General features: G+C 71.3%; 20 protein-coding genes and 1 tRNA gene. 15 read left to right on the top strand and 6 right to left on the bottom strand.

Annotated elements, in window-relative coordinates:
- Positions 1-118 precede the first annotated feature (118 nt).
- Entirely contained in the window at positions 119-1,606 is a 1,488-nt protein-coding gene (locus ELI80_RS00480; RefSeq protein ID WP_236641251.1) for a peptidoglycan-binding domain-containing protein, read from the top strand.
- A 15-nt stretch (positions 1,607-1,621) separates the two neighbouring features.
- Here ELI80_RS00480 and ELI80_RS00475 read toward each other — a convergent pair whose 3' ends face one another.
- Entirely contained in the window at positions 1,622-3,070 is a 1,449-nt protein-coding gene (locus tag ELI80_RS00475; RefSeq protein WP_136648714.1) for a TrkH family potassium uptake protein, read from the bottom strand.
- 150 nt (positions 3,071-3,220) lie between these two features.
- On the opposite strand from ELI80_RS00475, the gene ELI80_RS00470 reads away from it, so the two are divergent.
- The 4 genes from ELI80_RS00470 (at position 3,221) to truA (ending at position 7,457) form a co-directional block, all read left to right on the top strand.
- Positions 3,221-3,294 (top strand) — tRNA-Gly (locus ELI80_RS00470).
- Positions 3,295-3,642: 348 nt separating this feature from the next.
- Entirely contained in the window at positions 3,643-5,466 is a 1,824-nt protein-coding gene (ade, locus tag ELI80_RS00465; RefSeq protein ID WP_136648713.1) for an adenine deaminase, read from the top strand.
- Between the two features lie 196 nt (positions 5,467-5,662).
- On the top strand, positions 5,663-6,661 hold the full coding sequence (locus tag ELI80_RS00460) for a 5-bromo-4-chloroindolyl phosphate hydrolysis family protein (protein WP_136648712.1): 999 nt from the start codon (positions 5,663-5,665) through the stop codon (positions 6,659-6,661).
- Positions 6,662-6,668: 7 nt separating this feature from the next.
- Positions 6,669-7,457, top strand: coding sequence for a tRNA pseudouridine(38-40) synthase TruA (truA, locus tag ELI80_RS00455; protein ID WP_136648711.1), 789 nt, complete (start codon positions 6,669-6,671; stop codon positions 7,455-7,457).
- Between the two features lie 145 nt (positions 7,458-7,602).
- Here the strand turns inward: truA and ELI80_RS00450 are convergent, their stop codons facing one another.
- Positions 7,603-8,358 (bottom strand): sugar transferase, encoded by a 756-nt coding sequence (locus tag ELI80_RS00450; RefSeq protein ID WP_328592226.1) that lies wholly within the window; start codon positions 8,356-8,358, stop codon positions 7,603-7,605.
- 162 nt (positions 8,359-8,520) lie between these two features.
- Here ELI80_RS00450 and ELI80_RS00445 point away from each other — a divergent pair, with 162 nt between their 5' ends.
- The 10 genes from ELI80_RS00445 to ELI80_RS00400 all read left to right on the top strand — a co-directional run bounded on the left by ELI80_RS00445 (position 8,521) and on the right by ELI80_RS00400 (position 19,255).
- Positions 8,521-8,976 (top strand): universal stress protein, encoded by a 456-nt coding sequence (locus tag ELI80_RS00445; protein ID WP_136648710.1) that lies wholly within the window; start codon positions 8,521-8,523, stop codon positions 8,974-8,976.
- 289 nt (positions 8,977-9,265) lie between these two features.
- On the top strand, positions 9,266-9,826 hold the full coding sequence (locus ELI80_RS00440) for a NifU family protein (protein ID WP_136648709.1): 561 nt from the start codon (positions 9,266-9,268) through the stop codon (positions 9,824-9,826).
- Complete coding sequence (gene tsaB / locus ELI80_RS00435) at positions 9,819-10,478, top strand: tRNA (adenosine(37)-N6)-threonylcarbamoyltransferase complex dimerization subunit type 1 TsaB (protein ID WP_136648708.1); 660 nt, start codon at positions 9,819-9,821, stop codon at positions 10,476-10,478. The genes ELI80_RS00440 and tsaB overlap by 8 nt, the downstream gene beginning before the upstream one ends.
- Positions 10,475-10,903: a GNAT family N-acetyltransferase gene (locus ELI80_RS00430; RefSeq protein ID WP_136648707.1), complete on the top strand. Its 429-nt coding sequence runs from the start codon at positions 10,475-10,477 to the stop codon at positions 10,901-10,903. Before tsaB ends, ELI80_RS00430 begins: the two co-directional genes overlap by 4 nt.
- A 135-nt stretch (positions 10,904-11,038) precedes the next feature.
- Positions 11,039-12,028 (top strand): BMP family lipoprotein, encoded by a 990-nt coding sequence (locus ELI80_RS00425; RefSeq protein ID WP_136648706.1) that lies wholly within the window; start codon positions 11,039-11,041, stop codon positions 12,026-12,028.
- Complete coding sequence (locus tag ELI80_RS00420; RefSeq protein ID WP_136648705.1) at positions 12,025-13,788, top strand: ABC transporter ATP-binding protein; 1,764 nt, start codon at positions 12,025-12,027, stop codon at positions 13,786-13,788. The genes ELI80_RS00425 and ELI80_RS00420 overlap by 4 nt, the downstream gene beginning before the upstream one ends.
- On the top strand, positions 13,789-14,868 hold the full coding sequence (locus ELI80_RS00415) for an ABC transporter permease (protein WP_136648704.1): 1,080 nt from the start codon (positions 13,789-13,791) through the stop codon (positions 14,866-14,868).
- Position 14,869: 1 nt separating this feature from the next.
- Positions 14,870-15,835, top strand: coding sequence for an ABC transporter permease (locus ELI80_RS00410; protein WP_136648703.1), 966 nt, complete (start codon positions 14,870-14,872; stop codon positions 15,833-15,835).
- 118 nt (positions 15,836-15,953) lie between these two features.
- Positions 15,954-18,389 carry a DNA topoisomerase (ATP-hydrolyzing) subunit B gene (gyrB, locus tag ELI80_RS00405; protein ID WP_136648702.1) on the top strand — a complete coding sequence of 812 codons (2,436 nt, stop codon included), beginning with the start codon at positions 15,954-15,956 and terminating at the stop codon, positions 18,387-18,389.
- Between the two features lie 155 nt (positions 18,390-18,544).
- On the top strand, positions 18,545-19,255 hold the full coding sequence (locus tag ELI80_RS00400; RefSeq protein ID WP_136648701.1) for an outer membrane protein: 711 nt from the start codon (positions 18,545-18,547) through the stop codon (positions 19,253-19,255).
- A gap of 105 nt (positions 19,256-19,360) precedes the next feature.
- Here the strand turns inward: ELI80_RS00400 and pdeM are convergent, their stop codons facing one another.
- From pdeM to ELI80_RS00380, 4 genes are read right to left on the bottom strand one after another with little or no spacing between them, the layout of a single operon-like run.
- A complete protein-coding gene (pdeM, locus tag ELI80_RS00395; RefSeq protein ID WP_136648700.1) occupies positions 19,361-20,065 on the bottom strand; it encodes a ligase-associated DNA damage response endonuclease PdeM in 705 nt (234 codons plus the stop codon).
- A 7-nt stretch (positions 20,066-20,072) separates the two neighbouring features.
- Positions 20,073-22,574, bottom strand: a complete 2,502-nt coding sequence (locus tag ELI80_RS00390) for a ligase-associated DNA damage response DEXH box helicase (RefSeq protein ID WP_136648699.1) — start codon at positions 22,572-22,574, stop codon at positions 20,073-20,075.
- Positions 22,571-24,301 carry a cisplatin damage response ATP-dependent DNA ligase gene (locus ELI80_RS00385; protein WP_136648698.1) on the bottom strand — a complete coding sequence of 577 codons (1,731 nt, stop codon included), beginning with the start codon at positions 24,299-24,301 and terminating at the stop codon, positions 22,571-22,573. The genes ELI80_RS00390 and ELI80_RS00385 overlap by 4 nt, the downstream gene beginning before the upstream one ends.
- Complete coding sequence (locus tag ELI80_RS00380; protein WP_136648794.1) at positions 24,298-25,293, bottom strand: ligase-associated DNA damage response exonuclease; 996 nt, start codon at positions 25,291-25,293, stop codon at positions 24,298-24,300. The genes ELI80_RS00385 and ELI80_RS00380 overlap by 4 nt, the downstream gene beginning before the upstream one ends.
- Between the last annotated feature and the right edge of the window lie 63 nt (positions 25,294-25,356).

Here is a 25,356-nt window from a genome sequence, read left to right as displayed (position 1 = left end):
CGCGGGCAGCCTGCGAGGTCGGGGCCTTCTTTGGGGGCACCTTCTATTCAGCGGACCTGACAGGGTCAATGAAGGGCGGCAAGGCGGCCCTCGAACAAGAAGAAACGGACGGGGCATCATGCGCAACAAGGTGCAGGGCGGGCTGAAGATCATCGTGCTGGCGCTGGCGGGCATGGCCGCGCCGCTGACCGCGCTCGCCGAGTCGGTGACGATCCGGGTCGAGGCGCGCCGCGGGGCCGAGGCGCAGGCCGCCGCGCAGGCCTGGGCCGCGCAGTTCCCCGAGGTCGTGACCTTCCCTCTTCCCGGCGGCTGGACCGGGATCGCGCTGGGACCGATGGAGCGGGACGCGGCAGACGACCTCATGGCGCAGCTGAAGGCCGAGCGCCGCATTCCGCCCGACAGCTTCATCGCCGTTCCCGAAGCCGCGCTGACGCCGGTTGCGCCGGGCGGCGCGGCCCCAGCGGGCGCGGACGCGGCTGGCGGGGATGCGGCAATCGCCGGGGCCGCCGATGCTGCCGCGACCGATCCGGCCACCCCCGCGCCTGTCCCCGGGACTTCCCCCGAGACTACCTCCCCGACTGCCGACGTGGCCCCCGACACCGCGCCCACGGGTCCAGCCGCCGAGCCCGCGCCCGCGCCGGAACACTTCATCCGCCTCCAGTCCCTCCGCACGCGCGAGGAGGCCGACGCCGCCCTCGCCGACTGGCGCGAGACCTTCCCCGAGGCGGGTCTGTCCCGGCGTTCCGACGACTGGTTCGCCGTGACGCTGGGCCCGATGGAGGAACCCGTCGCCGCAGCCTGGCTGACCGCGTTCCGCAACGCGGGCCGCGTGCCGAAGGACGCCTTCGTGACCACGGCCGCGGAGCTGGGCACCGTCGTCGATGCGGGCACCGCGCCCGACCTGCCCGGCCCGGGCACCGCCGAGATGCCGCCCCTGGACGATGTCCAGCGGGCGCTCCGCTGGGCGGGCCGCTACGACGGAGAGATCGACGGCAAGGACGGCCCCAAAACGCGCGAGGCGATCGCCGCGCAGGTGGTGGCCGACCGCGCCGCGCCCGACGCGGGCACCGCGATGCGGCGGCTGATGGAACGGCGCGAAGCGTGGCGGGTGCAGATGGGCCTGTCGGAACTGCGCGACGACCACACCGGGCTGCAGGCCATCGCGCCGATGGACCGGCTGGAATTCGACCGCACCCAGCGGGCGCTGTCGATCTATCGCCCCAAGGGCGATTCCGGCGCGGCGCTGATCCTGTTCTCGCAGCCGGGCGGCCAGCAGGAGATGCTGGACCTCGCCGGCCTCGTCACCGCGCTGGGCTGGGTGCCGCGCCCCGAACGCGACGTGAGCCAGGGGCGGATCACGCTCGACGGCCGCAACGCCACCCATATCGGCCATGCCGAGGGCCGGGTCGCGGACGGCCGGGCTGAGGGGTTCGTCCTGATCTGGCCGGTCGAGGACGGCGAGAACCAGCCCCGCGTCGCGGCCGAGATCGCGGACAGCCTGACCCGCTTCGCGCCCGGCGCGACCGACGCCGGCGAGGACGCGGCGGCGCTGCCGGGGACGGAAGCCGACACCGGCGAGACGCCCGGCCCTGCCCCCGCGAACTGACGACCTGCTGCCGCCCTACTGCCGCCAGAACCGCGGCAGGAACAGGACGTAGACGGCCAGAAGCTCCAGCCGGCCGACATACATCCCCGCGATCATCAGCCACTTGGCGCTGGCCGGAAACTCGGCCACCGACCCATTGGCGGTGACCTCCGGCCCCCAGGCGGGGCCGACGTTCGTGATGGCGGTCCAGGCGGCGGTCAGCGCGGTCCGGGCGTGCAGGCCCGTGAGCGCGAGCGCCACGATCAGCACGCCGAAGGTCAGCATGAACAGCGTGAAGAACGCCGTTACGGACGTCACCACGTCGGGGTCGAGCCTGCGGCCTTCCAGCCGCGGGTGCGCGACGCGGTGGGGCGACTGCATCCGCACGATCTGCGCCTCGACCGACCGGACCAGCACCTGGTAGCGGAAGATCTTGACCGAGCACGCGGTCGATCCCGTGCAGCCGCCGATCAGCCCGCCCACGATCAGGAGCGCCAGCGCCAGTTCCCCCCAGCGCTGCGGATCGGCCGAGAAGTAGCCGGTGCCCGACACCGTGGTCACGACGTTGAAGGTCGTCTCGCGCAGCAGCTGGCCCAGATCGGTCTCGCCCAAAAACAGCAGCCGGTAAAGGACGATCAGCCCGGTGATCGCCGCCAGCACCATCAGGTAGGCGTGGATCTGGCTGTCGCGCCACAAGGGGCGGATGTCGCCATAGACCGCCTGCACGATCCGCACGAACGGGATCGTGGCGAGGATCATGAAGACGCAGGACGCGATTTCCAGGGGGCCGATGAAGGCGCCGAAGCTCGCGTCGCGGCTGGAGAAGCCCCCGCTCGAGGCGGTGGTCATCGCGTGGAAGATGGCGTCGAAGCCCGACATGCCGAGCGCGGCATAGGTAACCGCGCAGGCGATCGTCAACAGGATGTAGATGCGCGTGATCTCGGCCGCAATCTGCCCCGCGCGCGGCATGATCTTGCCCATTGTGTCGAACCCTTCCGAGCGGAAGAACTGCATCCCCCCGATCCGCATGACCGGCAGGAACAGCATCGCCACGACGATGATCCCGAGGCCGCCGGTCCATTGCAGCATCGCCCGCCACAGATGCGTGCCGAGCGGCAGGTCGTCGAGCTGCGGGAAGGCGGTGGCGCCGGTAGTGGTCATGCCCGACATCGCCTCGAACAGGGCATCGACGAAGCTCGCGTGCGGCTCGCCCATCACGAAGGGCAGCGCGCCGACGATCGGCAGCACCAGCCACACGCCCGAGGTCAGCAGGAACGCCTGTTCCAGCATCAGCTCGCCCCCCCGCCCGGCGGTGGCGATGGCGACCAGCCCGCCCAGGAGCGCGCAGATGAGCCCGGTTTCCGCGAACACCTGCCAGTGCGGGTCGCCCGCCCACCAGTCCACCACGCCGGGCGCCGCCATCAGCGCGCCGAAGACGGCGGTGAGGCGGCCGATGGAATGGGCAACGGGACGGATGTCGATCATGGCCACTGACTGCCCGCGCCCCGGCGACAAATCAAGCGGCGACGGGGCTGCAGGCCGCGGCAGCCACGGGGCCGCAGGTCGCGGCTGCTGCGCGCCGCCGCACGCGGCGCTTGCACCCGCCGCCCGCCCCGGCCTATACGGAAAGCCGCCGCGGGTGTAGCTCAATGGTAGAGCAGCAGCCTTCCAAGCTGAATACGTGGGTTCGATTCCCATCACCCGCTCCACCCCCTTCCACCCCGCAGGATCATTCGCCCGTCGGACAGATCCTCCTCGCGCTGCCGCCGTGGCTTTCGCCAAGATGCCGGCGCTTACCCGGGCCGGTTCGGCGGGTGCCTGACGGGGCGGCGCTGGCCCATGTGCCGTCGTTCCGCGGCGTCTCGGCCTGCCGTCGTGTCTGAACCCACCGGCCGCAGCGGTGCTGCCGGGCCGGGTCGTCCGGGGCCACCGCCTGTCCTCCTTGCAGGTCGCGGCGCGCCTCTCGCGCCCGCCGCTGCGCGGACCTGACCGCGAGGCTGGCCTTCGCCGCGAAACGGCGGCACCTTCGGGACGGGCGACAGGAAAGGAAGCGGGCGATGGAACGGACATGGATGCAGTCGGCGCCCGCGCTGGTCGATGTCGCCACGGGCCGCCGCCCGGCCGATCTGGTCATCCGCGGCGGCAGGTGGGTCAACGTCTACTCGGGCGAGATCATCCCCGGCACCGACATCGCCGTGGCGGATGGCCGCTTCGCCTTCGCAGGCCCCGACGCGAGCCACGCGATCGGCCCGCAGACGCAGGTGATCGACGCCGACGGCCGCTACCTCGTGCCCGGCCTCGTCGACGCGCACATGCATGTCGAAAGCGGCCTCGTGACCGTGACGGAATTCGCCCGCGCCGTGATCCCGCACGGCACCACCTCGATGTTCATCGACCCGCACGAGATCGCGAACGTGCTGGGCCTGCGCGGCGTCCGGCTGATGCACGACGAGGCGCAGGGCCTGCCCATCAACGTCTACGTGCAGGTGCCGAGCTGCGTCCCCAGCGCGCCGGGGCTGGAACACGCAGGCGCCGAACTCACCCCCGCGGACGTGGCCACGGCCCTGGCCTGGCCCGGGATGATCGGGCTGGGCGAGGTCATGAACTTTCCCGGCGTGATCGCCAACGACCCGAAGATGGTCGCGGAAATCGCGGCGACCGCGGCGGCGGGGCTGACGGTCGGCGGGCACTACGCCTCGCCCGATCTCGGCCGGGCGTTCCACGCCTATGCGGCGGGCGGGCCGGCCGACGATCACGAGGGCACGACCGCCGACGACGCGGTGGCCCGCGTCAGGCAGGGGATGCGGGCGATGCTGCGGCTGGGGTCGGCGTGGCACGACGTGGCCGAGCAGGTGAAGGCGGTCACCGAGCGCGGGCTGGACCCCCGCAACTTCGTCCTGTGCACCGACGACAGCCATTCGGGCACGCTGGTCCGGGACGGCCACATGAACCGCGTCGTGCGCCACGCCATCGCGCAGGGGCTGCGGCCCGTGACCGCGATCCAGATGGCGACGCTGAACGCGGCCCAGCATTTCGGGCTGGAGCGGGAGCTGGGCTCGATCGCGCCGGGCAGGCGGGCGGACCTGATCGTGACCTCCGACCTCGTGACGCTGCCGGTCGAGCTGGTGTTCGCGCGCGGCTGCCTGATGGCGCGGGACGGGGCGCTGGCGGCCGACCTGCCGCAGTTCGACTATCCCGCGAGCGCCCGCGGCACGGTGAAGCTGGGCCGCAGCCTCGGGGCGGAGGACTTCGACATCCGCGCGCCGGATGCGGCGGGGGTGACCGCGCGCGTGATTGGCGTGGTCGAGAATCAGGCGCCGACCCGGGCGCTGGAACGCCGGCTTCCCGTCGTGGACGGCGTCGTGCAGACGGACCCGGCGAACGACGTCTGCAAGATCGCGCTGGTGGAACGGCACCGCGCCACCGGCGGGGTCGTCAACGGCTTCGTGTCGGGCTTCGGCTACGATCGCCCCTGCGCCGTCGCCTCGACCGTCGCCCATGACAGCCACCACATGATCGTCGTCGGCACCGACACGGCCGACATGGCCCGCGCCGCGAACCGCCTGCACGAGATCGGGGGCGGCATCGTCGTGATCGCGGGCGGCGAGGAGCTTGCGCTGGTCGAGCTGCCCATCGCCGGCCTGATGTCGGACGAGCGGGCCGAGGTCGTGGCCGCGAAGGCCGACCGGCTCGTCGCCGCGATGCGGGACTGCGGCTGCACGCTGAACAACGCCTACATGCAGCATTCCCTTCTGGCGCTGGTGGTGATCCCCGAGCTGCGGATTTCCGACATGGGGCTGGTCGACGTCACCCGGTTCCAGGTCACGGACGTGATCGCCGAAACCCATGCCGACCGGCCCCGCGCGGCAAAGGCGCCGTAAATCATCGCCGGTTTCGGGTTGATCGGGCCGCCCGCCGGCCCGATATGTGGCCGGACGACCGCGCGCCCGCGAACCCCCCGGGCGGCAGACGAAAGGAACGCCATGTCCCGCCCCGCGATGCATCGCCTGACCTTCTACCTGCTGATGGGGGTGACGCTCTATGCCTCGATCGTGGGCGCGGGCTGAGGGACGTCACATGGCACGACGCTTCGGAGGCAAGTATTCCCCCGTTCCCGGCCAGCGCGGGGTGGACGACCCGCCCCTGCCGGTCCCGCCCGCGGAGGTCCGCCACAGGTTCGAAAGCCGGACCAAGTGGATCACCATCATGGCGACGCCGCTTCTGCTGACGGCGTTCTTCCAGGGCACCCCGTTCGAGGTCGCAACGCAGCTGGGCGGCTTCGGCCTGATCGCGTCGGGGATGATCCTGACGCGCGAGGGCCTGCAGGCGGAAGCGGCCTACGACGCGCGCCGCGTCGCGCGGAAACCGGCGGTGCCGCGCAAGCTGTTTGGCGGGATCATGGCGGGGCTGGGGCTCGCGGTCGGCTCGTTCGAGCCGGGGGCGGCGGTCGCGGGCGCGGGGCTTCTGGGCTTCACGGGCTCCATCCTCCACTGGCTGTCGTTCGGGCCGGACCCCACGAAGGACAAGGGGATGGAGGGCATCGACAGCTTCCAGCAGGACCGCGTCGCCCGCGTCATCTCGGATGCCGAGGGCTATCTGTCGGGCATGACCGACGCGATCCGGCGCACCGGCGACCGGCAGATGGAAGCGCGCGTCAACCTGTTCGCGGCGACCGCGCGGATGCTGTTCGAGCAGGTGGAACAGGACCCGGTGTCGCTGTCCTCGGCCCGCCGCTATCTCGGCGTCTACCTGATGGGCGCGCGCGACGCGACGGTGAAGTTCTCGGACCTCTATGCCCAGACGCGCGACCGGACGGCGCGCGACGAATACGAGGCGCTGCTGACCGACCTGGAACGCAACTTCCGCGCGCTGGCCGACCGGCTGCGGCAGGGCGACCGCACCGACATGGACATCGAGATCAGCGTGCTGCGTGACCGCCTTGCGCGTGAAGGCGTGCGGGTGCCGGCCGAACAGCCGCTGATCGGGCGCCAGCCCGCCTCGCAGACGCTGGACGACCTGCTCCGGCTCCCGGACGAGGCGACGGCCGCCCCGGCGGAACGGAAGGGCGGGCGCTGACCGCCCCATGCCCCGCTTTGCGCTGCTGATCGAATACGCGGGCGGCCCGTTCGCGGGCTGGCAGGCGCAGGCCGGCCAGCCGTCGGTGCAGGGCGCCATCGAGGCCGCGCTGGCACGGCTCGATCCCGCCTTTGCCGGCGCGGGCCGGCGGATCGCCGGCGCCGGGCGCACCGACGCGGGCGTCCATGCCACCGGACAGGTCGCGCACGCGGACCTTGCCCGCGACTGGGACCCGTTCCGCCTGTCCGAGGCGCTGAACTGGCACCTGAAGCCGCAGCCGGTCGCGGTGCTGGACGCGGCCCGCGTGGATGACGGGTTCCACGCCCGCTTCAGCGCCGTCGAACGCCGCTACAGCTTCCGCCTGCTCGCCCGCCGCGCGCCTGCGACGCATGATCGCGGGCTGGTCTGGCAGGTGCGCCAGCCGCTCGACACGGCCGCGATGCGCGCGGGCGCGGCGCAGCTGGTCGGGCGGCACGACTTCACCACCTTCCGGTCCACGATGTGCCAGTCGGCCAGCCCGGTGAAGACGCTGGACGAGATCGCGATCGAGGAGATGCCGGTGCCCGGCGGCACCGAGTACCGTTTCCACCTGCGCGCGCGGTCGTTCCTGCACAACCAGGTGCGGTCGATCGTCGGAACGCTGGAACGGGTGGGCGCGGGGGCGTGGGACCCGGGCCGGGTGGCGGACGCGCTTTCCGCCCGCGACCGGGCCGCCTGCGGGCCGGTCTGCCCGCCGCACGGGCTTTACCTGACCGGCGTCGGCTACCCGGACGACCCGTTCGCCGCGCAGTCGTGAGGTCCGCTTGCGCCGCGTCCAGCGCGCGGTTGTCGGGCGTTACCCTGACCGGCGCGGGCTACCCGGACGATCCGTTCGCCGCGCCGTCGTGATCCCCGCCAGAGCCCCGCTCAGCGCGCGATCGTGAGGCCGCGCCGCGGTCGGGTCAGCCGTCCGCCTGCCGGGTGGACGCGCGGTCCAGCAGGCGCTTCGGCTTCCATCCCGGGATGATGACCGTCATCGAGGTGTTCCAGATGATCCACAGGTCCAGCAGCATCGTGCGCCGGCGCTGGTAGATCATGTCGAGCCGCAGCTTGGTCGGGATGCAGCGGCGGTAATAGGCGGCCTCTGTCGCCTCGGCCGTGTCGCAGGACGCCATGATCCGGTCCTCCTGCGCGTGGTAGATCAGCGTGGCGAGGCCGGTGACGCCGGGGCGGGTCCGCAAGACCTGCCCGTAGGCGCCGGGGAAGCGCTCGACATATTCGCGCAGGGGCGGGCGCGGGCCCACGAAGCTCATGTCGCCGCGCAGAATGTTGAACAGCTGCGGCAGCTCGTCGATCCGGGTGCGGCGCAGGATGCGGCCGACGGCGGTGATCCGCCAGCTCTTGTGCGCGCCGGTGGCGCCGGAATCTTCGTCCACGCGGTGCATGGTGCGGAACTTCAGCAGGTGGAAACTGTCCTCGGCCGACTTCATGCGCGGCGCGACGTACAGGATCGGGCGTCCCTGCGACAGCAGAAGCAGGCCGGCCACGGTCAGCATCACGACCGACAGCGGGATCAGCAGCAGAAGCGAGAAGACGACGTCGAAGGCCCGCTTGCGGAAGGTCATGCGGAAAACGGCATCCTGAGCCGACGCGTTGACCGCCGGCGAGCGCTCCCTCGCGGCCGGGTGCAGCCCGTCCCAGTCGTCGGTGATCGCCACGCGTAACCTTTCACAAGCCCAACAGAACCTTCTGGTCCCGTAGCACCAAGATCCGGTGAAGAAAATCCATGCAAGGGCGAAAAGGCGCGATCTTGCGCGGGGGCGGCGGATTTGACACGCTGCGCTGTTGCCCGCCCCACGCGAGGCAGGAAAGGACATTCCGTGCGCAAGTTCCTGGTCGTTCTCGACGACACCCGCGAATGCCTGAACGCGATCCGCTATGCCGCGCTCCGCGCCGCCGCGACCGGGGGGTCGGTGCAGGTGCTGGCGGTGATCCCCGCCGACGAGATCCAGCACGGCATGGGCGTGGCCGACGTGATGCGCGCCGAGGCGCAGGAACGGCTCGAGGCGCATTACGGCGTCTTCGCCAAGTGGATGCGAGACAAGGCCGCGATCGAGCCGGAGCTGGTCATCCGCGAAGGCGAGCCGGCGGCCGAGCTGCTGGCCCAGATCGGCGCCGACCCCGAGATCGGCGTCTGCGTGCTGGGGGCGTCCACCGAAACGCAGGGGCCGGGGCCTCTGGTCTCGCGGCTTCTGCGCGACGTGGCGTCGCTGCCCTGCCCGCTCACGATCGTGCCCGGCGACATCTCGGCCGAGCGGCTGCAGCAGATCACCTGAGGGTAGGGGCCAAGGACAGGCGTTAGGGACGACGACCTCGCCGATCCGGTCAAGCGGCCCGGCAAGGGCATCCGGGCACATCGCGACAGCACGGGGCATCATCCCTGCCGGCGCCTCCGGCTGCTGCCGGACCGGGCCGCCCTTGCCGCAGCTCCGGCGCCTGCGCCGGGCTCGCCCGGCATGCGCCGGACGCCGGTGCCGGCGATGGCGGCAGACTGGGCACGGGTCCCCGCCGGTTGACTTCAGGGGGGTGCGTGACCATATCCGGCGGCATAACAGGAGCGAGCCCATGTTCATCCAGACCGAGACGACCCCGAACCCCGCCACGCTGAAGTTCCTTCCGGGCGAGACGGTGCTCGCATCCGGCACGGCCGACTTCCCGTCGCAGGACAGCGCCGGAACCAGCCCGCTGGCGCAGCGGCTGTTCGGCGTGCAGGGCGTCGCAGGCGTGTTCCTCGGCAACGACTTCGTCACTGTGACCAAGACCGACGCGGCCGTGTGGGACCAGATCAAGCCCTCGGTCCTCGGCGCGATCATGGAGCACTACCAGTCCGGCCAGCCCGCGCTGGCCGAGGCCGCGCCCGCGGATGACGGCCACACCGCCCATACCGGCCCCGACGGCGACATCGTGGTGCAGATCAAGGAACTGCTCGACACCCGCGTCCGCCCGGCGGTGGCGCAGGACGGCGGCGACATCACCTTCCACGGCTTCGACCGGGGCGTCGTCTACCTGCACATGAAGGGCGCCTGCGCGGGCTGCCCGTCCTCGACCCTGACGCTGAAGATGGGGATCGAGAACCTGCTGCGCCACTACATTCCCGAAGTCACCGAGGTCCGCCCGGTTGCCTGACACGGGATCTGGCCGGGGGCCCGGCACGGACGAGCTGTTCCTGGGCTTCGACACGTCGGCCGCGCATTGCGCGGCCGCTGTCGTGTCGGGCGACCGCGTGCTCGCCCGGCGGTTCGAGCCGATGGCCAGGGGCCAGGCCGAGCGGCTGATGGTCCTGCTGGAGGAGACGCTGGCAGAGGCCGGGGTGGCATGGCCCGGCCTGTCGGGCATCGGCGTCGGCGTCGGCCCGGGCAACTTCACGGGCATCCGCATCAGCGTCGCGGCCGCGCGCGGCCTTGCGCTGGCGCTGGGCGTGCCCGCCGTAGGGGTGACGGTGACGGAAGCCGCCGCGCTGGGCGCGCCGCGCCCCTGCCGCGCGGTGGTCCAGGGCCGCGCGGGCGAGGTGTTCTGGCAGGACTTCGACGCAAGCGGCCCCTTGGGCCGGCCCGCGCAGGCGCAGGCAGACGCGCTGCCCCCCGGCCCCGCCCCTGCCCCCGGCCCCGCCCCTGCCCTCGACGCGCCCCCGCTGGCCGTCGCGATCGCCCGCATCGCCGCCGCCCGCGTCGCCGCCGCGCGCCTGGGTGAGGGCACGATCCCCCGCCCCGCGCCCCTGTACCTGCGCCCGGCCGACGCCGCCCCGCCACGCGACCCCGCGCCCGTCCTGCTGCCGTGAGCCCTGCCGACCTGGCTGCGCTGCACGCGCGCTGCTTCACCCATCCCCGCCCGTGGTCGGCCGATGAGATCGCGGCAATAGCGTCCCTTCCCGGCGCGTTCCTGCTGGTGCGGCCCCGCGCGTTCCTGATCGGCCGCACCGCCGCCGACGAGGCCGAACTGCTGACGCTCGCCGTAGATCCCGGCGCGCGCAGGCAGGGCCTCGGCCGGGCGCTGGTCCAGGAATTCGACGCGGTGGCGGCGATGCGCGGTGCGGCGCGCGGCTTCCTCGAGGTCGCGTCCGACAACGCCGCGGCGCAGGCGCTGTACGCGGCCGCCGGCTGGGCGCGGACGGGTCGGCGACGGGGCTACTACGCGCCCGGGATCGACGCGCTGACGATGGGCAAGGCGATCCCGCAGGACGCGGGCGGCGCCCCGGCGACGTGACGGCGCGGCACGAATCCCGTTGACGCCAAAGGCTTCGATTGCACTAATCTGCGCAATCTGGCAGTCGCCGGGCAATCCGCCCGGACAGCCCTACGGGCCGCCTGCCCCGCTCACGCCCACGCACGAGGTGCCCTCATGACCTTCCTGAAATCCCTTCTGGCCGGCGGCGCCACGCTCGCGCTGACCGCGACCGGCGCGCTGGCCGAGCCCGCGCTGATCTTCGACCTGGGCGGCAAGTTCGACAAGTCGTTCAACGAGGCGGCCTATGCCGGCGCGCAGCGCTGGGCCGACGAAACCGGCGGCACCTACAAGGAACTTGAGATGCAGTCCGAGGCCCAGCGCGAACAGGCGCTGCGCCGGCTGGCCGAAACGGGCGCGAACCCGATCGTGACCACCGGCTTCGCCTTCGCCGACGTGCTGAACCAGGTCGCGCCTGACTATCCCGACACCCGCTTCGTCATCATCGACACCGTGGTCGAGCAGCCGAACGTGCAGTCGGTCGTGTACAACGAACCCGAAGGCTCCTACCTCGCAGGCATCCTGGCCGGGATGGCGTCGAAATCCGGCACGGCAGGCTTCATCGGCGGCATGGACATCCCGCTGATCCACAAGTTCCGGTGCGGCTTCGCGCAGGGCTTCATGGCCGCGCGGCCCGACGGCAAGGTGGTGACGAACTTCACCGGCACCACGCCCGCCGCGTGGAACGACCCGGTGAAGGGCGCGGAACTCGCCCGCGCGCAGATCGCGCAGGGCGCCGACGTGATCTATGCCGCGGCCGGCGGCACCGGCATCGGCGTGCTTCAGGCGGCGGCCGACGAAGGCATCCTGTCGGTCGGCGTCGACAGCAACCAGAACCACCTGCACCCCGGCAAGGTCCTGACCTCGGTCCTCAAGCGCGTGGACAACTCGGTCTACGACGCGTTCAAGGCGGGCACCGCGGTCGAGCCGGGGGTCAAGGTCATGGACCTGAAGTCCGACGGCGTGGGGCTGGCGATGGACGACAACAACAAGCCGCTGATCACGGCCGAGATGACGGCGGCGGTCGATGACGCCAAGGCGAAGATCATCGCGGGCGAGACCAAGGTCCACGACTACATGACCGACAACGCCTGCCCGGTGGAATGATCCCCAGCGGCGAACATGAACCGGGGCCCGCGCAAGGCCCCGGCTTCGGCGCGGCCGCCGCACCGGCAGGCGCATGGGCTGGTGCACCGGCTGGCGCATCGGCTGGCGGCGCGCCGGCGGCGATCGAGCTGCGCGGCATCTCGAAGTCGTTCGGCCCCGTGCAGGCCAACAAGGACATCGACCTGACGGTCGCGCGCGGGTCGATCCACGGCATCGTGGGCGAGAACGGCGCGGGCAAGTCCACGCTGATGTCGATCCTCTACGGCTTCTACCGCCCCGACGCGGGCACGATCCGCATCGGCGGGCGCGAGATCGCGATCACCGACAGCCAGACCGCCATCCGGGCAGGCATCGGCATGGTGTTCCAGCACTTCAAGCTGGTCCCGAACTTCACCGTCCTCGAGAACGTCATCCTCGGCGCCGAGGACGGCCCCTGGCTGCGCGGCTCGCTGGCCCGCGCGCGGGGGGAACTGCAGCGCCTCGCCGCCGACTACGACCTGCAGGTCGATCCCGACCGCACCGTCGAGACGCTGTCGGTGGGCCACCAGCAGCGGGTCGAGATCCTCAAGGCGCTGTACCGCCGGGCCGAGATCCTGATCCTCGACGAACCCACCGGCGTCCTGACGCCTGCCGAGGCGGACCACCTGTTCCGCATCCTCGGGGGCCTGCGCGACCAGGGCAAGACCATCGTCCTGATTACCCACAAGCTGCGCGAGATCATGGACATCACCGACACCGTCAGCGTCATGCGGCGCGGCGAGATCGTTACGACCATGCCCACGCGCGACACCTCGCCGGAACGGCTGGCCGAGGCGATGGTGGGGCGCAAGGTGCTTCTGGACAGCGGCAGGACGCCCGCCGTGCCCGGCCCCGCCGTCCTCGACCTCAAGGGCCTGCGGATGGTCGACAAGGACGGGGTCGAGCGCCTGCGCGGCATCGACCTGAGCTTGCGGGCGGGCGAGATCCTGGGCCTCGCCGGGGTCAGCGGCAACGGGCAGAGCGCGCTGATGGAGATCCTGGGCGGCTATCCCGAGCCGGGCGCGAAGGTCGAGGGCCGGCTGACCCTGAACGGCCGCCCCCTGCCGCTCACCCGCACCGACGCGGGCGCGCGGCGCGATGCGGGCATCGGCCACATCCCCGAGGACCGGCAGGCCGAGGGCCTGATCATGGACTTCGCCGCCTGGGAAAACACCGCCTTCGGCTATCACGACCGGGCCCGCTATGGCCGCGGGTGGCTGATGGACACGGCCGCGATGCGCGCCGAGGCGGCGGCGTGGATGGATCAGTTCGACGTCCGCCCGCGCGACCCGGACCTCGCCTCGCGCAACTTCTCGGGCGGGAACCAGCAGAAGCTGGTCGTCGCGCGCGAGATCGAGAACGACCCGACCGTCCTTCTGATCGGCCAGCCGACGCGCGGCGTCGACATCGGCGCGATCGAGTTCATCCACCGCCGCATCATCGGCTTGCGCGACGCGGGCCGCGCGATCCTGCTGGTCAGCGTCGAGTTGGACGAGATCATGCAGCTGTCCGACCGCATCGCGGTGATGTTCGACGGCCGGATCATGGGCGAACGCCTGCCCGGCCAGACCGACGCGGGCGAACTCGGCCTGCTGATGGCGGGCCTCGACCCGGCCACGACTGCGCCCGAAGACGGCATCCCGCCCGAGGTCGGCGGCCCCGCGCCGCCGTTCGATCCGGGCCGCGACCGCCCGTCCGATGCCGGCCCCGCCTCGCCCTCGCCCTCCAAGGGGATCATCTGAATGACCCGCCTGCCCCGCTGGGCCGACATCGTCCTGACGCCGCTGCTGTCGCTGGTCCTCGCCTTCGCCATCTCGGCGCTGGTGATCCTCGCGATTGGCGAGAACCCGTGGACGGCGCTGACCACCATGGTCACGGGCGCGCTGGGGTCGAGCTACGGCTGGGGCTTCACCCTCTACTACGCGACGAACTTCATCTTCACCGCGCTGGCCGTCGCGGTCGCGAGCCATGCGGGGCTGTTCAACATCGGGGCCGAGGGGCAGGCCACGCTGGGCGGCCTGGGCGTCGCGCTGGTGGCGCTGGCGCTGCCGTGGCCGCACTGGGGGCTGGCGCTGCCCGCCGCGATGATCGGCGCGGCGCTGTTCGGCGCGGCCTGGGCCTTCGTGCCCGCGATCCTGCAGGCCAGGCGCGGCAGCCACATCGTCATCACGACGATCATGTTCAACTTCATCGCCGCGGCGCTTCTGAACTACGTCCTCGTGAACCTGATGCGGCCCGTGGGCAGCATGGACCCGGCCTCGGCCCGGTTCCCGGACGGGACGCACCTGCCCAAGCTCACCGACCTCGCCGCAAGCGCGGGGATCGAGTGGGGCAAGAATACTCCCGCCAACATCACCTTCCTGATCGCGGTCGCGGCCTGCGCCCTCGTCTGGCTGCTGATCTGGCGCACCCGGCTCGGCTACGAGATCCGTTCCTTCGGCCGGTCCGAGCGTGCGGCCCGCTACGCCGGCATCTCGCCGGTGCGGATCACCGTGGTCGCGATGCTGATTTCCGGCGCGCTCGCCGGGCTCATGGCCGTCAACAACGTCATGGGCGAGGCGGAACGCCTGCTTCTGAACAGCGTCGAGGGCGCGGGCTTCATCGGGATCGCGGTCGCGCTGATGGGGCGCAACCACCCGTTCGGGATCCTGCTGGCGGCGATCCTCTTCGGCTTCCTCTACCAGGGCGGGGCGGAGCTGGCGCTCTGGACCTCTATCCCGCGCGAGCTGATCACCGTGATTCAGGCGCTGGTGATCCTGTTCACGGGGGCGCTGGACAACATGGTGCGGATGCCGCTGGAACGGCTGTGGGGACGGCGCTGACATGGATTTCGCGACCGTCATCCAGATCCTCGACAGCGCCGTGCGGCTGATGACGCCGCTGCTGCTGGCGTGCCTCGCGGGGCTGTTCTCGGAACGCTCGGGCATCTTCGACATCGGGCTGGAAGGCAAGATGCTGATGGCGGCCTTCGCATCCGCCGCGGCGGCCGCTGTCACCGGCAACGTCTGGATCGGCCTGGCCGCCGGGGTCGCGGGATCGGCGGCGCTGTCGCTGGTCCACGGGGCCGCGTCGATCACCTTCCGCGGCAACCAGCTGATTTCCGGGGTGGCGATCAACTTCCTCGCCTCGGGCCTCACCGTGCTGCTGGGGCAGACGTGGTTCGGCCTCGGCGGGCGCACCCCGGCGCTGGACGGGGCGGCGCGGTTCGCCGAATGGCAGCTGCCCTTCGCGGCGCAGATCGCGCCGGTCCCGGTGATCGGGCCGCTTTACGCCGACGTCCTGTCCGGGCACACGCCGCTGGTCTATGTCGCGCTTCTCGCGGTGCCCGCGACCTGGTGGCTGCTCTACCGCACCCGCTTCGGGCTGCGGCTGCGGGCGGTGGGCGAAAACCCGGCCTCGGTCGACACGGCGGGCGTGTCGGTGACGCGGCTGCGCTGGACCGCCATCGCCATCACCGGCCTGCTGACGGGGCTTGCGGGCGCCTATCTCGCGACCGGCCTGTCGGCGGGGTTCGTCAAGGAGATGTCGGCGGGGCGCGGCTACATCGCGCTGGCCGCGCTGATCTTCGCCAACTGGCGCCCCTGGCGCGCACTGGGCGCCACCTTCCTGTTCGGGCTGATGGAGGCGGTGGCAAACCGCTTTCCCGGCATCGACCTCGGCCCCTTCACGGTGCCGTCGATGTTCATGAACGCGCTTCCCTACATCCTGACGGTCATCATCCTGGCCGGTTTCATCGGCCGCGCCACGCCCCCGCGCGCGGGCGGCGAGCCTTACGTCAAGGAAAGCTAGGCAAGGCCCCGCCCACCCCGTCGCGCATGGCGGAAACCCGCAAAATATTGTGTGTTTCTCGTGACATTCGGGGTGGTGATCGCTATATCATGCTGGTCAACGGCAGGATAGAAGACGCATGAGCGCAGCCACCGCGCAGCCGAACGCATACGGCGCCGAATCCATCAAGGTTCTCAAGGGACTGGAAGCCGTTCGCAAGCGGCCGGGCATGTATATCGGCGACACCGACGACGGGTCGGGTCTGCACCACATGGTCTACGAGGTCGTGGACAACGGCATCGACGAGGCGCTGGCCGGTCATGCCGACTATGTCCGCGTCAAGATTCACGCCGACAGCAGCGTGTCGGTGCGCGACAACGGTCGCGGCATCCCCGTCGGCATGCACCCCACCGAAGGCGTCAGCGCGGCCGAGGTCATCATGACCCAGCTGCACGCGGGCGGGAAGTTCGACCAGAACAGCTACAAGGTTTCCGGCGGGCTTCACGGCGTCGGCGTGTCGGTCGTGAACGCGCTGTCGGAATGGCTGGAGCTGCGGATCTGGCGGGACGGCAAGGAACATTTCGCCCGCTTCGAGAACGGCGATACGGTCGAACACCTGCGCGTCGTGGGCGATGCGCCCGGCGAGACCGGGACCGAGGTGCGCTTCCTCGCCTCCACCCGCGAGGACGGCAAGGGGGGCACGTTCCTCAACCTCGACTACCACGTCAAGACGCTGGAAAACCGCCTGCGGGAGCTTGCGTTCCTGAACTCCGGCGTTCGCATCATCCTGGAGGACGACCGCCCGGCCGAGCCGATCCGCATCGAGCTGTTCTACGAAGGCGGCGTGCGCGAGTTCGTGAAATACCTCGACCGCAGCAAGTCCGCCGTCACGTCCGAGCCGATCTTCATCACCGGCGAGCGCGGGGGGATCGGCATCGAGGTCGCGATGTGGTGGAACGACAGCTACCACGAGACGGTGCTGCCCTTCACCAACAACATCCCGCAGCGCGACGGCGGCACCCACCTTGCCGGCTTCCGCGGCGCGCTGACGCGGGTGGTCAACACCTACGCGCAGCAAAGCGGGATCGCGAAGAAGGAAAAGGTGGATTTCACCGGCGACGACGCCCGCGAGGGGCTGACCTGCGTCCTGTCGGTGAAGGTGCCGGACCCCAAGTTTTCCAGCCAGACCAAGGACAAGCTGGTCAGTTCCGAGGTGCGGCCGGCGGTCGAGAACCTCGTGAACGAAAAGCTCGCCGAATGGTTCGAGGAACACCCGGCCGAGGCGAAGTCGATCCTCGGCAAGATCGTCGAGGCGGCGCTGGCCCGCGAGGCGGCGCGCAAGGCGCGCGAGCTGACCCGGCGCAAGACCGCGATGGACGTGGCGTCGCTGCCCGGCAAGCTGGCCGACTGCCAGGAAAAGGACCCCGCGCTTAGCGAGCTGTTCATCGTCGAGGGCGACTCGGCCGGCGGATCGGCCAAGCAGGGGCGGTCGCGCCAGAACCAGGCCGTGCTGCCGCTGCGGGGCAAGATCCTGAACGTGGAACGCGCGCGGTTCGACCGGATGCTGTCGTCGGACATGATCGGGACGCTCATCACCGCGCTCGGCACCGGGATCGGGCGCGACGAGTTCAACCTGGCCAAGCTGCGCTACCACAAGATCGTCATCATGACCGATGCCGACGTGGACGGCGCGCATATCCGCACGCTCCTGCTCACGTTCTTCTTCCGCCAGATGCCCGACCTGATCGAGGCGGGGCACCTGTATATCGCCCAGCCGCCGCTCTACAAGGTGGCGCGGGGCCGGTCCGAGGTCTACCTCAAGGACGAGGCCGCGCTGGAGGACTACCTGATCCAGCAGGGGGTCGAGGGCGCGGCCCTGCGGCTGGGATCGGGCGAGGAAATCGTGGGCCAGGACCTCGCCCGCGTGGTCGACGAGGCGCGGACCGCGCGCCGCGTGCTGCGCGCCTATCCGACCCACTATCCACCCCACATCACCGAACAGGCCGCCATCGCCGGCGCGCTGGTCCCCGGCCGCGTCGATCAGGACGCGCAGGGCGTCGCCTCGGCCGTGGCCGAGCGGCTGGACATGATCGCCGCCGAATACGAGCGCGGCTGGTCGGGGCGTCCGACCCAGGACGCGGGCATCCGCCTGTCGCGGATGCTGCGCGGGGTGGAAGAGGCGCGGACGCTGGAAGGGCCGATGCTGCGGTCGGGCGAAAGCCGCCGCCTGGGCGCGATGACGCAGGCGCTTCAGGACGTCTATTCGGGGCCCGCGCGGCTTGTCCGCAAGGACCGCGACACCGTCATCAACGGCCCGCTGTCGCTTCTGCAGGCGATCTTCCTCGAGGGAGAGAAGGGCCTGAGCCTGCAGCGCTACAAGGGCCTGGGCGAGATGAACCCGGAACAGCTGTGGGAAACCACGCTCGACCCCGTCGCGCGCACCATGCTGCAGGTGCGGATCGAGGACGTGGCCGAGGCCGAGGACATCTTTTCCAAGCTGATGGGCGACGTGGTGGAACCGCGCCGCGACTTCATCCAGACGAACGCGCTCAGCGTGGAAAACCTGGACACCTGACGGATCAACCGCCAAGCGAGCTATGGCCGAAATGCGACACCCCGCAGGAAATCGCGCGGCGCAGGTTGTCCCGCGAACCGCGAAGCCCCTATTACGTTGTGCGGGGGAAGGCTCAAGCCCGTCGGGTCTATTGAAGTATGTCTAGGAGACTGTTGATGCGTTATACCTCCCTCTCGCTGGCCGCCGCGATCGCGCTCGGATTCACCGCTTCGGCACAGGCTGGCGGCTATGTCGCCCCGGTCGTCGAGCCCGAGCCCGTCACCCCGGTCGTTACGGCGCCCGTCGCCGGCGCATGGCAGGGCGGCTACGCCGGCCTGACGCTCGGCTACGCCTTCGGCGGCGATGACGATGTCGGCAGGTTCTCGCCCGGCGGCAGCTTCCTCGGCGATGTCGGCAAGGCCGAAATCTCGGGCCTCAACCTCGACGCGCATATCGGCTATCGCTGGCAGCGCGACCGCTGGGTCTTCGGGCCGGAACTGTCCTACATGGCCAGCAACATCGACGACAAGTTCGACTACGCCGGCCCGCTCGGCAGCGGCACCGTCGAAAGCGAAGTGGACAACGTCCTCGCGCTCAAGCTGAAGACCGGCTACCTGGTCCAGCCCGAGACGATGGTCTACGGGATCGCCGGCTGGCAGCGCGGCAACTTCACCTACACCGTCAGCGGTGTCGAGGAAGAATACGATGCCGACGGCTATGTCGTGGGTCTGGGCGTGGAAAAGATGTTCAGCGACCGCATGTCGGTGACCGGCGAATACGAATACAGCGATTTCGGCACCACCGACGTGGGTGTGGGCGGCGGCTTCACTACCAACGCCTCGCCGAGCTTCTCGAACGTCAAGGTCGGCGTGAACTTCAAGTTCTGATCCGCCGACCCGAAGATTGCGAAAGGCCGCGCCCGGTGCGCGGCCTTTTCCGTTCGGCTTCGCCGTTGCAGGGTCCCGTCCTCGGCGCCGCAGGCGGAGTCCCCGTCAGCGCCGCAGCCGGATCCCCGGCTGCACCCTGCCGCGCCCCGCGCCCGAAGGCGCCAGCGGCACCGGCAGCGCCCGGTGGACGCAAGCCACGGCAAAGCCCGGCCCGATCAGCCCGGCAAGCGCCGGATCGTCGGCGGACAGCCCGCCGGTGTAGCTGCCGAACGCCGGCAGGATCAGGTGCCGCGCGCCGACCAGCGCCGCCCGCCTGCGCGCACCCGCCAGGGGCACGACGGGGTGGTAGTGGCCGCTGATGTCCGGCCCCTGCCCCGGACGCGCGATGTGGCGCAGCGTGACCGCGCCCATCCGCGTCTCCCCCGCGTGACGCCCCGGCAGACGGGCCGCGGGGACCGCCGGATCGTGGTTGCCGGCGATCCACAGCCAGTCGCGCCCGGCGGCCAGCGCAGCCAGCCGATCCGCCACGTCGCCCGCCAGCGCGTCCGCCGCCGCGTCGTCGTCGAACCCGTCGCCAAGGCTGACGACGCGGGCGGGCCCTAGCGCCTCGATCTCCTCGGCCAGCCGCCGCAGCGTTTCCAGCCCGTCATAGGGCGGCAACAGCGCCCCGCCGCGCCGGGCCATCCGCTCGGATTTCCCCAGATGCAGGTCGGACACGATCAGCCAACGCCGCTCGGGCCACCACAGCGCGCCGGAACAGCGCGCCTCGACCGCGAGCCCCTGCCACTGGAACGCGAACCCCGTGCTCACCCGACCCTCACCGCGCCAGCGGCACCGTGCGGGAGCGCGACCGGCCGCGCGCCTGCCGCCTGGGCTCGGGCGCCGGCGCCACGGGGCGCACCCCGTCCAGTCCCGCCGCCTGCGCGGCGCCGGCCGGATCGTCGGTGAGCGTCAGTCCCGCGTCGCGCATCATCGCCTCTGCCTCTGCCTCGGCGAGCCGCATCCGGCCCTGCCCCTCGATCCTGACGCGCCCCATTTCCAGCATCAGGGGCGCGGCCAGCGGGGATACGCGGTCCAGCATCCGGTGGTCAAGGGCGGCGGATCGGTCCAGCATCTCCTCGATCCGGCCGAAGTCCACCAGCCCCCGCCCCGCCTCGATCGCCGTGATCCGCATCAGCAGGTGGTCCGGGTCATAGCGCCTGAGCGTGTCGTAGAGGATGTCGCTGGAAAACGTCGCCTGCTTCCCCGTCCGCCGCCCGCCCGGCATGTTGCGCTGGATCAGCCCCGACACGATCGCGACGTTGCGGAAGGTCCGCTTCATCACCGCGTTGTCGCCAAGCCAGGCGCCAAGACCCTCGCGCAGGGCCTCGCGGTCCAGAAGCGGCGCGGGATCGGTCACCGGATCGACCGACCAGATCAGCAGCGCGTAGTCGGTGGACAGGAAGCCGAGCGGCCCCAGCCCCGCCACCTCCATCGTCCGTGTAAGCAGCAGCCCCAGCGTCTGCAGCGCGTTCCGCCCGGCAAAGCCATACAGCGCGAAGTGCCAGCGCCCGTCGTAGCGGAAGCTTTCCGTCACCAGCGTTCCGGGCCGCGGCAGCGCCGACATCCCGTCCTGCAGCGCGAGCCAGTCGCGGGTGTCGGGCGGCAGCGCGTCCCAGTGCGCGGGATCCCCGATCAGCGCGAGGACCCGGTGGCTGAGTTCCGTCGACGTCGCGAGCTTCAATCCGCTGAAGACCGCGATCTTCGGCTGCTTGTGCGGGTTCGGCGTGACCTCCAGCGTCAGCTCGCGCAAGCCTTCGTAGCGGACGGTCTGGCCGCCGGTCAGGAAAGTGTCGCCGGGGACCAGCGTCGCGGCGAAGGATTCCTCGACCTCGCCCAGCAGCCCGCCGCCGCGCTTCCAGCGGACCTTCAGCATCTCCGCCTCGACGATGGTGCCGACGTTCATCCGCAGGTCGCGCGCGGCGCGCGGGTCGCGCAGGCCCCACAGCCCGCCCCGCTCGACCAGCCGCTGCCAGCGGTCATAGGCTTTCAGCGCATAGCCCCCCGTAGCGCAGAACTGCACGCAATCGTCGAAGTCGGCGCGCGAAAGATCGCGGTACGGCCCCGCCGTCCGAACTTCGGCGAACAGCGCGTCCGCCGCGAACGGCCCCGCGCAGGCCGTCAGCAGGATGTGCTGGCACAGCACGTCGAGCGGCCCCGGCCCGCGGTCGTCGCCGTCCAGGTCATGCTCGCGCACGGCCTCCAGCGCGGCCACGCACTCGATCACCTCGAACCGGTTCGCGGGCACGATCCGGGCGCGCGAGGGCGCGTTGTAGCGGTGGTTCGCGCGCCCGATCCGCTGCACGAGCCGCTTGACGTTCCGCGGCGCGCCCACCTGGATCACCAGGTCCACGTTGCCCCAGTCGATCCCCAGGTCGAGGCTTCCCGTCGCGATCACGGCCCGCAGCTCGCCCGCCGCCATCGCGGCCTCGACCCGCCCCCGCGCCTCGCGGGAAAGCGATCCGTGGTGCAGGCCGATCGGCAGGTTGTCGTCGTTCGCGGCCCAGACGGCCTGGAAGAACAGCTCCGCCTGCGCGCGGGTGTTGATGAACACGATGGTCGTGTTCGCGCCCCGGATCGCGTCCAGCACGTCCGGCACGGCGTAGTGCCCGCCACCGCCGGCCCACGGCGCTGGACGCGACGTGGCCAGCATCGCGATGTCGGGATCGGGGCCGGGATCGGCATGGATCACCCGCGCCCCGCCCATGAAGGCGGCCAGCGCCTCCGGATCCTCGACCGTCGCCGACAGCCCGGTCGCGGTCAGGCCCGGCGACAGCGTCCTCAGCCGCGCCAGCCCCAGCATCAGCTGGTCGCCGCGCTTGTTCTCGGCCAGCGCGTGCAGTTCGTCCAGCACGACGCGGCGCAGGTTGCCGAAGATGCGTGGCGCCTCGGGGTAGCTCAGCATCAGCGCGAGGCTTTCGGGCGTCGTCAGCAGGATCTGCGGCGGATCGGTGCGCTGGCGCTGCCGCGCGGCGCTGCGGGTGTCGCCGGTCCGGTCCTCGACCCGGATCGGCAGGGCGAGATCGGCGACGGGGCGCGCGAGGTTCCGCCCGATATCCGCCGTGAGCGCCTTCAGGGGCGACACATACAGCGTGTGCAGCCCCTGGTGCCCGCGCGAGAGATCGACCAGCGACGGCAGGAACCCCGCGAGCGTCTTGCCCCCGCCGGTGGGCGCGATCAGCAGCGTGTCGCCCTGCGCCTCCAGCAGCGCGAGCTGGTGCGGGTGCGGCGCCCAGCCCTGCCGCGCGAACCAGTCCTGGAACTCGGGCGGCAGCGTCATCGCCCGCCCTCCGGCGGCTCCCCGGCGCCATCTTCTGTCGGCAAGTATCCCGCGGGGATGGATGGGGTTCCGACCCCATCCAGGGGGCGCGCAGCCCCCGCGACCTCGCCGCCCGCCCGCCGGGTCCGCCCGTGCCGCGTCCCCGCTCGCGTGGCGTCTGCGGCAAAGACGTTGGGCGCGTCGATCATCGCCTCCAGCGTCTCCAGCCGGTCGGCCTCGGCCACCGGCTTGTCCCAGCGGATCCGCGCGACGCGGGGAAAGCGCATCGCCACCCCCGACTTGTGCCGGGTGGACCGGTTCACCCCCTCGAACGCGACCTCGACCACCAGCTTCGGCGCGACCGCGCGGACCGGGCCGAACCGCTCGGTGGTGTTGTTGCGGACGAAGCGGTCCAGTTCGCGCAGCTCCTCGTCGGTGAAGCCGAAATACGCCTTGCCGACCGGGACCAGCTCCGCCCCCGACCACAGTCCGAAGGTGAAGTCGGAATAGAACCCCGACCGCTTCCCGTGGCCGCGCTGCGCGTACATCATCACCGCGTCCACGACGCGCGGGTCGCGCTTCCACTTGAACCACGGGCCGCGCGGGCGGCCGCCGACATAAGGCGCGTCGCGGCGCTTGATCATCACCCCCTCGATCACCGCGTCGGGCGGGTCCGCGCGCAGCGCCGCAAGGTCGTCCCACGTCTCGAACGGCAGCAGAGCCGAGATGTCGATCCGGTCGCTGCCGAAATCCGCGGCCTCCAGCACCGCGCGGCGTTCCATCAGCGGGCGCGGGCGCAGGTCCTCGCCATTCCAGACCAGCAGGTCATAGACCCGCAGGCCCGCGGGGTGGCTTTGCAGCAGCGCGCGGCTGACCGTCTTTCGGTTCAGCCGCTGCTGCAGCTCGTTGAAGCTCGCGACCTCGCCGTCGCGGCGGACCAGCAGCTCGCCGTCGACCGCGCCTTCCCAGGTCATCTCGTCGATGAGGTCGGGAAAGGCGCCCGACACGTCCTCGCCGGTGCGGGAATAGAGCCGTCGCACCCCGCCCTCGCTGACCGCCTGCACGCGGATCCCGTCCCATTTCCATTCGGCCACATGCTCGGCGGGGTCGAGCGCGCGTAGCTCCTGAAGGTCGATGGGCGTCGCCAGCATCACCGGCCGGAACGGGGCCAGCGCGGCGCGATCGGGTCGCGGGCCGCCGGTGACCCAGGCGAACACCTCGGGGTATGGCGGCTTCAGCCCGTGCCAGACCTCCTCGATCTCGTCGAGCGTCGGGCCACCCATCTGCGCCAGCGCGGTCCGCGCGAGCCGTCCCGACAGGCCGATCCGCAGGTTGCCGGTGGCGAGCTTGAGGAACGCGAGCCGCTCGGACGGGCCCAGCCGGTCCAGCACCCCGGCGATGGCGGCGGGCAGCCCGGCCTTGCCGGTGGTTTCCAGCAGGTGAACCGCGTCGGTCAGGGGCAGGTCGCCCGCGGGTTCGCCGTCCCAGATGAGCGCGATGGTTTCCGCAAGGTCGCCCACGAAATCGTAGGACAGCGCGAACAGCTGCTCGTCGAACCGCTCAGCCACCAGCCCGCGCAGAAGGCCGGGCGTGACGGCGCGCAGCTTCAGGTCGCCGGTCAGCGCGGCGAAGGCGTAGCCCCGGTCGGGGTCGGGCGTGCGTTCCAGATAGTGCTGCAGGATCTGCAGCTTGGCGTTGCGCGCAGGCGTGAAGGCCAGCCGTTCGAGGAGAAGCGCGAAGTCCTTCATTCCTCGTCCTCGTCGTAGCCCACCAGCCGCAGCGGCCGCGCGCGCAGCTGGTTGAGCGCGCACCAGCGGACCAGCGCCTCCTCGGCCCCGTGCGTCACCCACACCTCGTCGGGCCGCAGCTCGGTCAGCGTCTGCGTCAGCTGCGGCCAGTCCACGTGGTCCGAGATCACCAGCGGCAGTTCCACCCCGCGCTGGCGGGCGCGGGCGCGCACCGCCATCCAGCCCGACGCGAACGAGATCACCGGGTCGCGGAACCGCTGGACCCAGGGCGAGGCGAAGGCCGAAGGCGGCGCGATCACCACCTGCCCCTCGATCTCCTTCGGCGTGGTGGCGGGCAGCAGCTCGCCCAGCTCCACCCCCTCCTCGACGTGATAGTCCGTCAGCCGCTGGATCGCGCCGTGCAGGTGGATCGGCCGGTCGTAGCCCGCAGCCCGCAGCAGCGCCATGACCCGCTGCGCCTTGCCCAGCGCGTAGGCGCCGATCAGGTGGGCGCGGCCGGGAAACTCGGCCATGCTCGCCAGGAGCTTCGCCATTTCGGCGGCGGGGTCCGGGTGCTTGAACACGGGCAGGCCGAAGGTCGCCTCGGTCACGAAGATGTCGCAGGCGACCGGCTCCCACGGGGCGCAGACGGGGTTCGGGGTGCGGCAGTAGTCGCCCGAGACGACGATGACCGGCCCCCCGTCGCAGGCCAGCCGGATCTGCGCCGAGCCGAGGACATGCCCCGCCGGGTGGAAGCTGACCTCGACCCCGTCCACGCGGGTCGGGCCGTCCGCCACCTGCCGCGTCTCGCAGAAATCCTCGCCATAGCGGATCGCCATGATGTCGAGCGTCTGGCGCGTCGCCATGACCGCGCCGTGGCCGGAACGGGCGTGGTCGCCGTGGCCGTGGGTGATCAGCGCGCGGGGCACGGGGCGCACCGGGTCGATGAAGAAATCGCCCGCCGGGCAGTAAAGCCCGGCGTCGGTCGGATACAGGAAATCGTCGGCGCGCATCAGCCCTGAACGCGCGGGCGCGGGTACAAGTTGCGGGCACACGGGCGCGGGCGCGGGCACGAG

Origin of the sequence: Paracoccus aeridis (assembly GCF_004923205.2) — a bacterium.
Classification (GTDB): Bacteria; Pseudomonadota; Alphaproteobacteria; order Rhodobacterales; family Rhodobacteraceae; genus Paracoccus; species Paracoccus aeridis.
Note: the sequence above shows the minus strand (reverse complement) of the source record. Positions and strands in the feature narration are given on the sequence as shown.

What these genes read in the sequence shown, in the direction of transcription:
- ELI80_RS00460 (WP_136648712.1), top strand. Translation starts at nt 5,663, where the DNA reads ATGGCACGACGCTTCGGAGGCAAGTATTCCCCCGTTCCCGGCCAGCGC.
- ELI80_RS00415 (WP_136648704.1), top strand. Translation starts at nt 13,789, where the DNA reads ATGACCCGCCTGCCCCGCTGGGCCGACATCGTCCTGACGCCGCTGCTG.
- ELI80_RS00385 (WP_136648698.1), bottom strand. Translation starts at nt 24,301, where the DNA reads ATGAAGGACTTCGCGCTTCTCCTCGAACGGCTGGCCTTCACGCCTGCG.
- ELI80_RS00425 (WP_136648706.1), top strand. Translation starts at nt 11,039, where the DNA reads ATGACCTTCCTGAAATCCCTTCTGGCCGGCGGCGCCACGCTCGCGCTG.
- ELI80_RS00440 (WP_136648709.1), top strand. Translation starts at nt 9,266, where the DNA reads ATGTTCATCCAGACCGAGACGACCCCGAACCCCGCCACGCTGAAGTTC.
- ELI80_RS00410 (WP_136648703.1), top strand. Translation starts at nt 14,870, where the DNA reads ATGGATTTCGCGACCGTCATCCAGATCCTCGACAGCGCCGTGCGGCTG.
- ade (WP_136648713.1), top strand. Translation starts at nt 3,643, where the DNA reads ATGGAACGGACATGGATGCAGTCGGCGCCCGCGCTGGTCGATGTCGCC.
- ELI80_RS00480 (WP_236641251.1), top strand. Translation starts at nt 119, where the DNA reads ATGCGCAACAAGGTGCAGGGCGGGCTGAAGATCATCGTGCTGGCGCTG.
- truA (WP_136648711.1), top strand. Translation starts at nt 6,669, where the DNA reads ATGCCCCGCTTTGCGCTGCTGATCGAATACGCGGGCGGCCCGTTCGCG.
- gyrB (WP_136648702.1), top strand. Translation starts at nt 15,954, where the DNA reads ATGAGCGCAGCCACCGCGCAGCCGAACGCATACGGCGCCGAATCCATC.
- ELI80_RS00390 (WP_136648699.1), bottom strand. Translation starts at nt 22,574, where the DNA reads ATGACGCTGCCGCCCGAGTTCCAGGACTGGTTCGCGCGGCAGGGCTGG.
- ELI80_RS00420 (WP_136648705.1), top strand. Translation starts at nt 12,025, where the DNA reads ATGATCCCCAGCGGCGAACATGAACCGGGGCCCGCGCAAGGCCCCGGC.
- ELI80_RS00475 (WP_136648714.1), bottom strand. Translation starts at nt 3,070, where the DNA reads ATGATCGACATCCGTCCCGTTGCCCATTCCATCGGCCGCCTCACCGCC.
- ELI80_RS00400 (WP_136648701.1), top strand. Translation starts at nt 18,545, where the DNA reads ATGCGTTATACCTCCCTCTCGCTGGCCGCCGCGATCGCGCTCGGATTC.
- ELI80_RS00380 (WP_136648794.1), bottom strand. Translation starts at nt 25,293, where the DNA reads ATGCGCGCCGACGATTTCCTGTATCCGACCGACGCCGGGCTTTACTGC.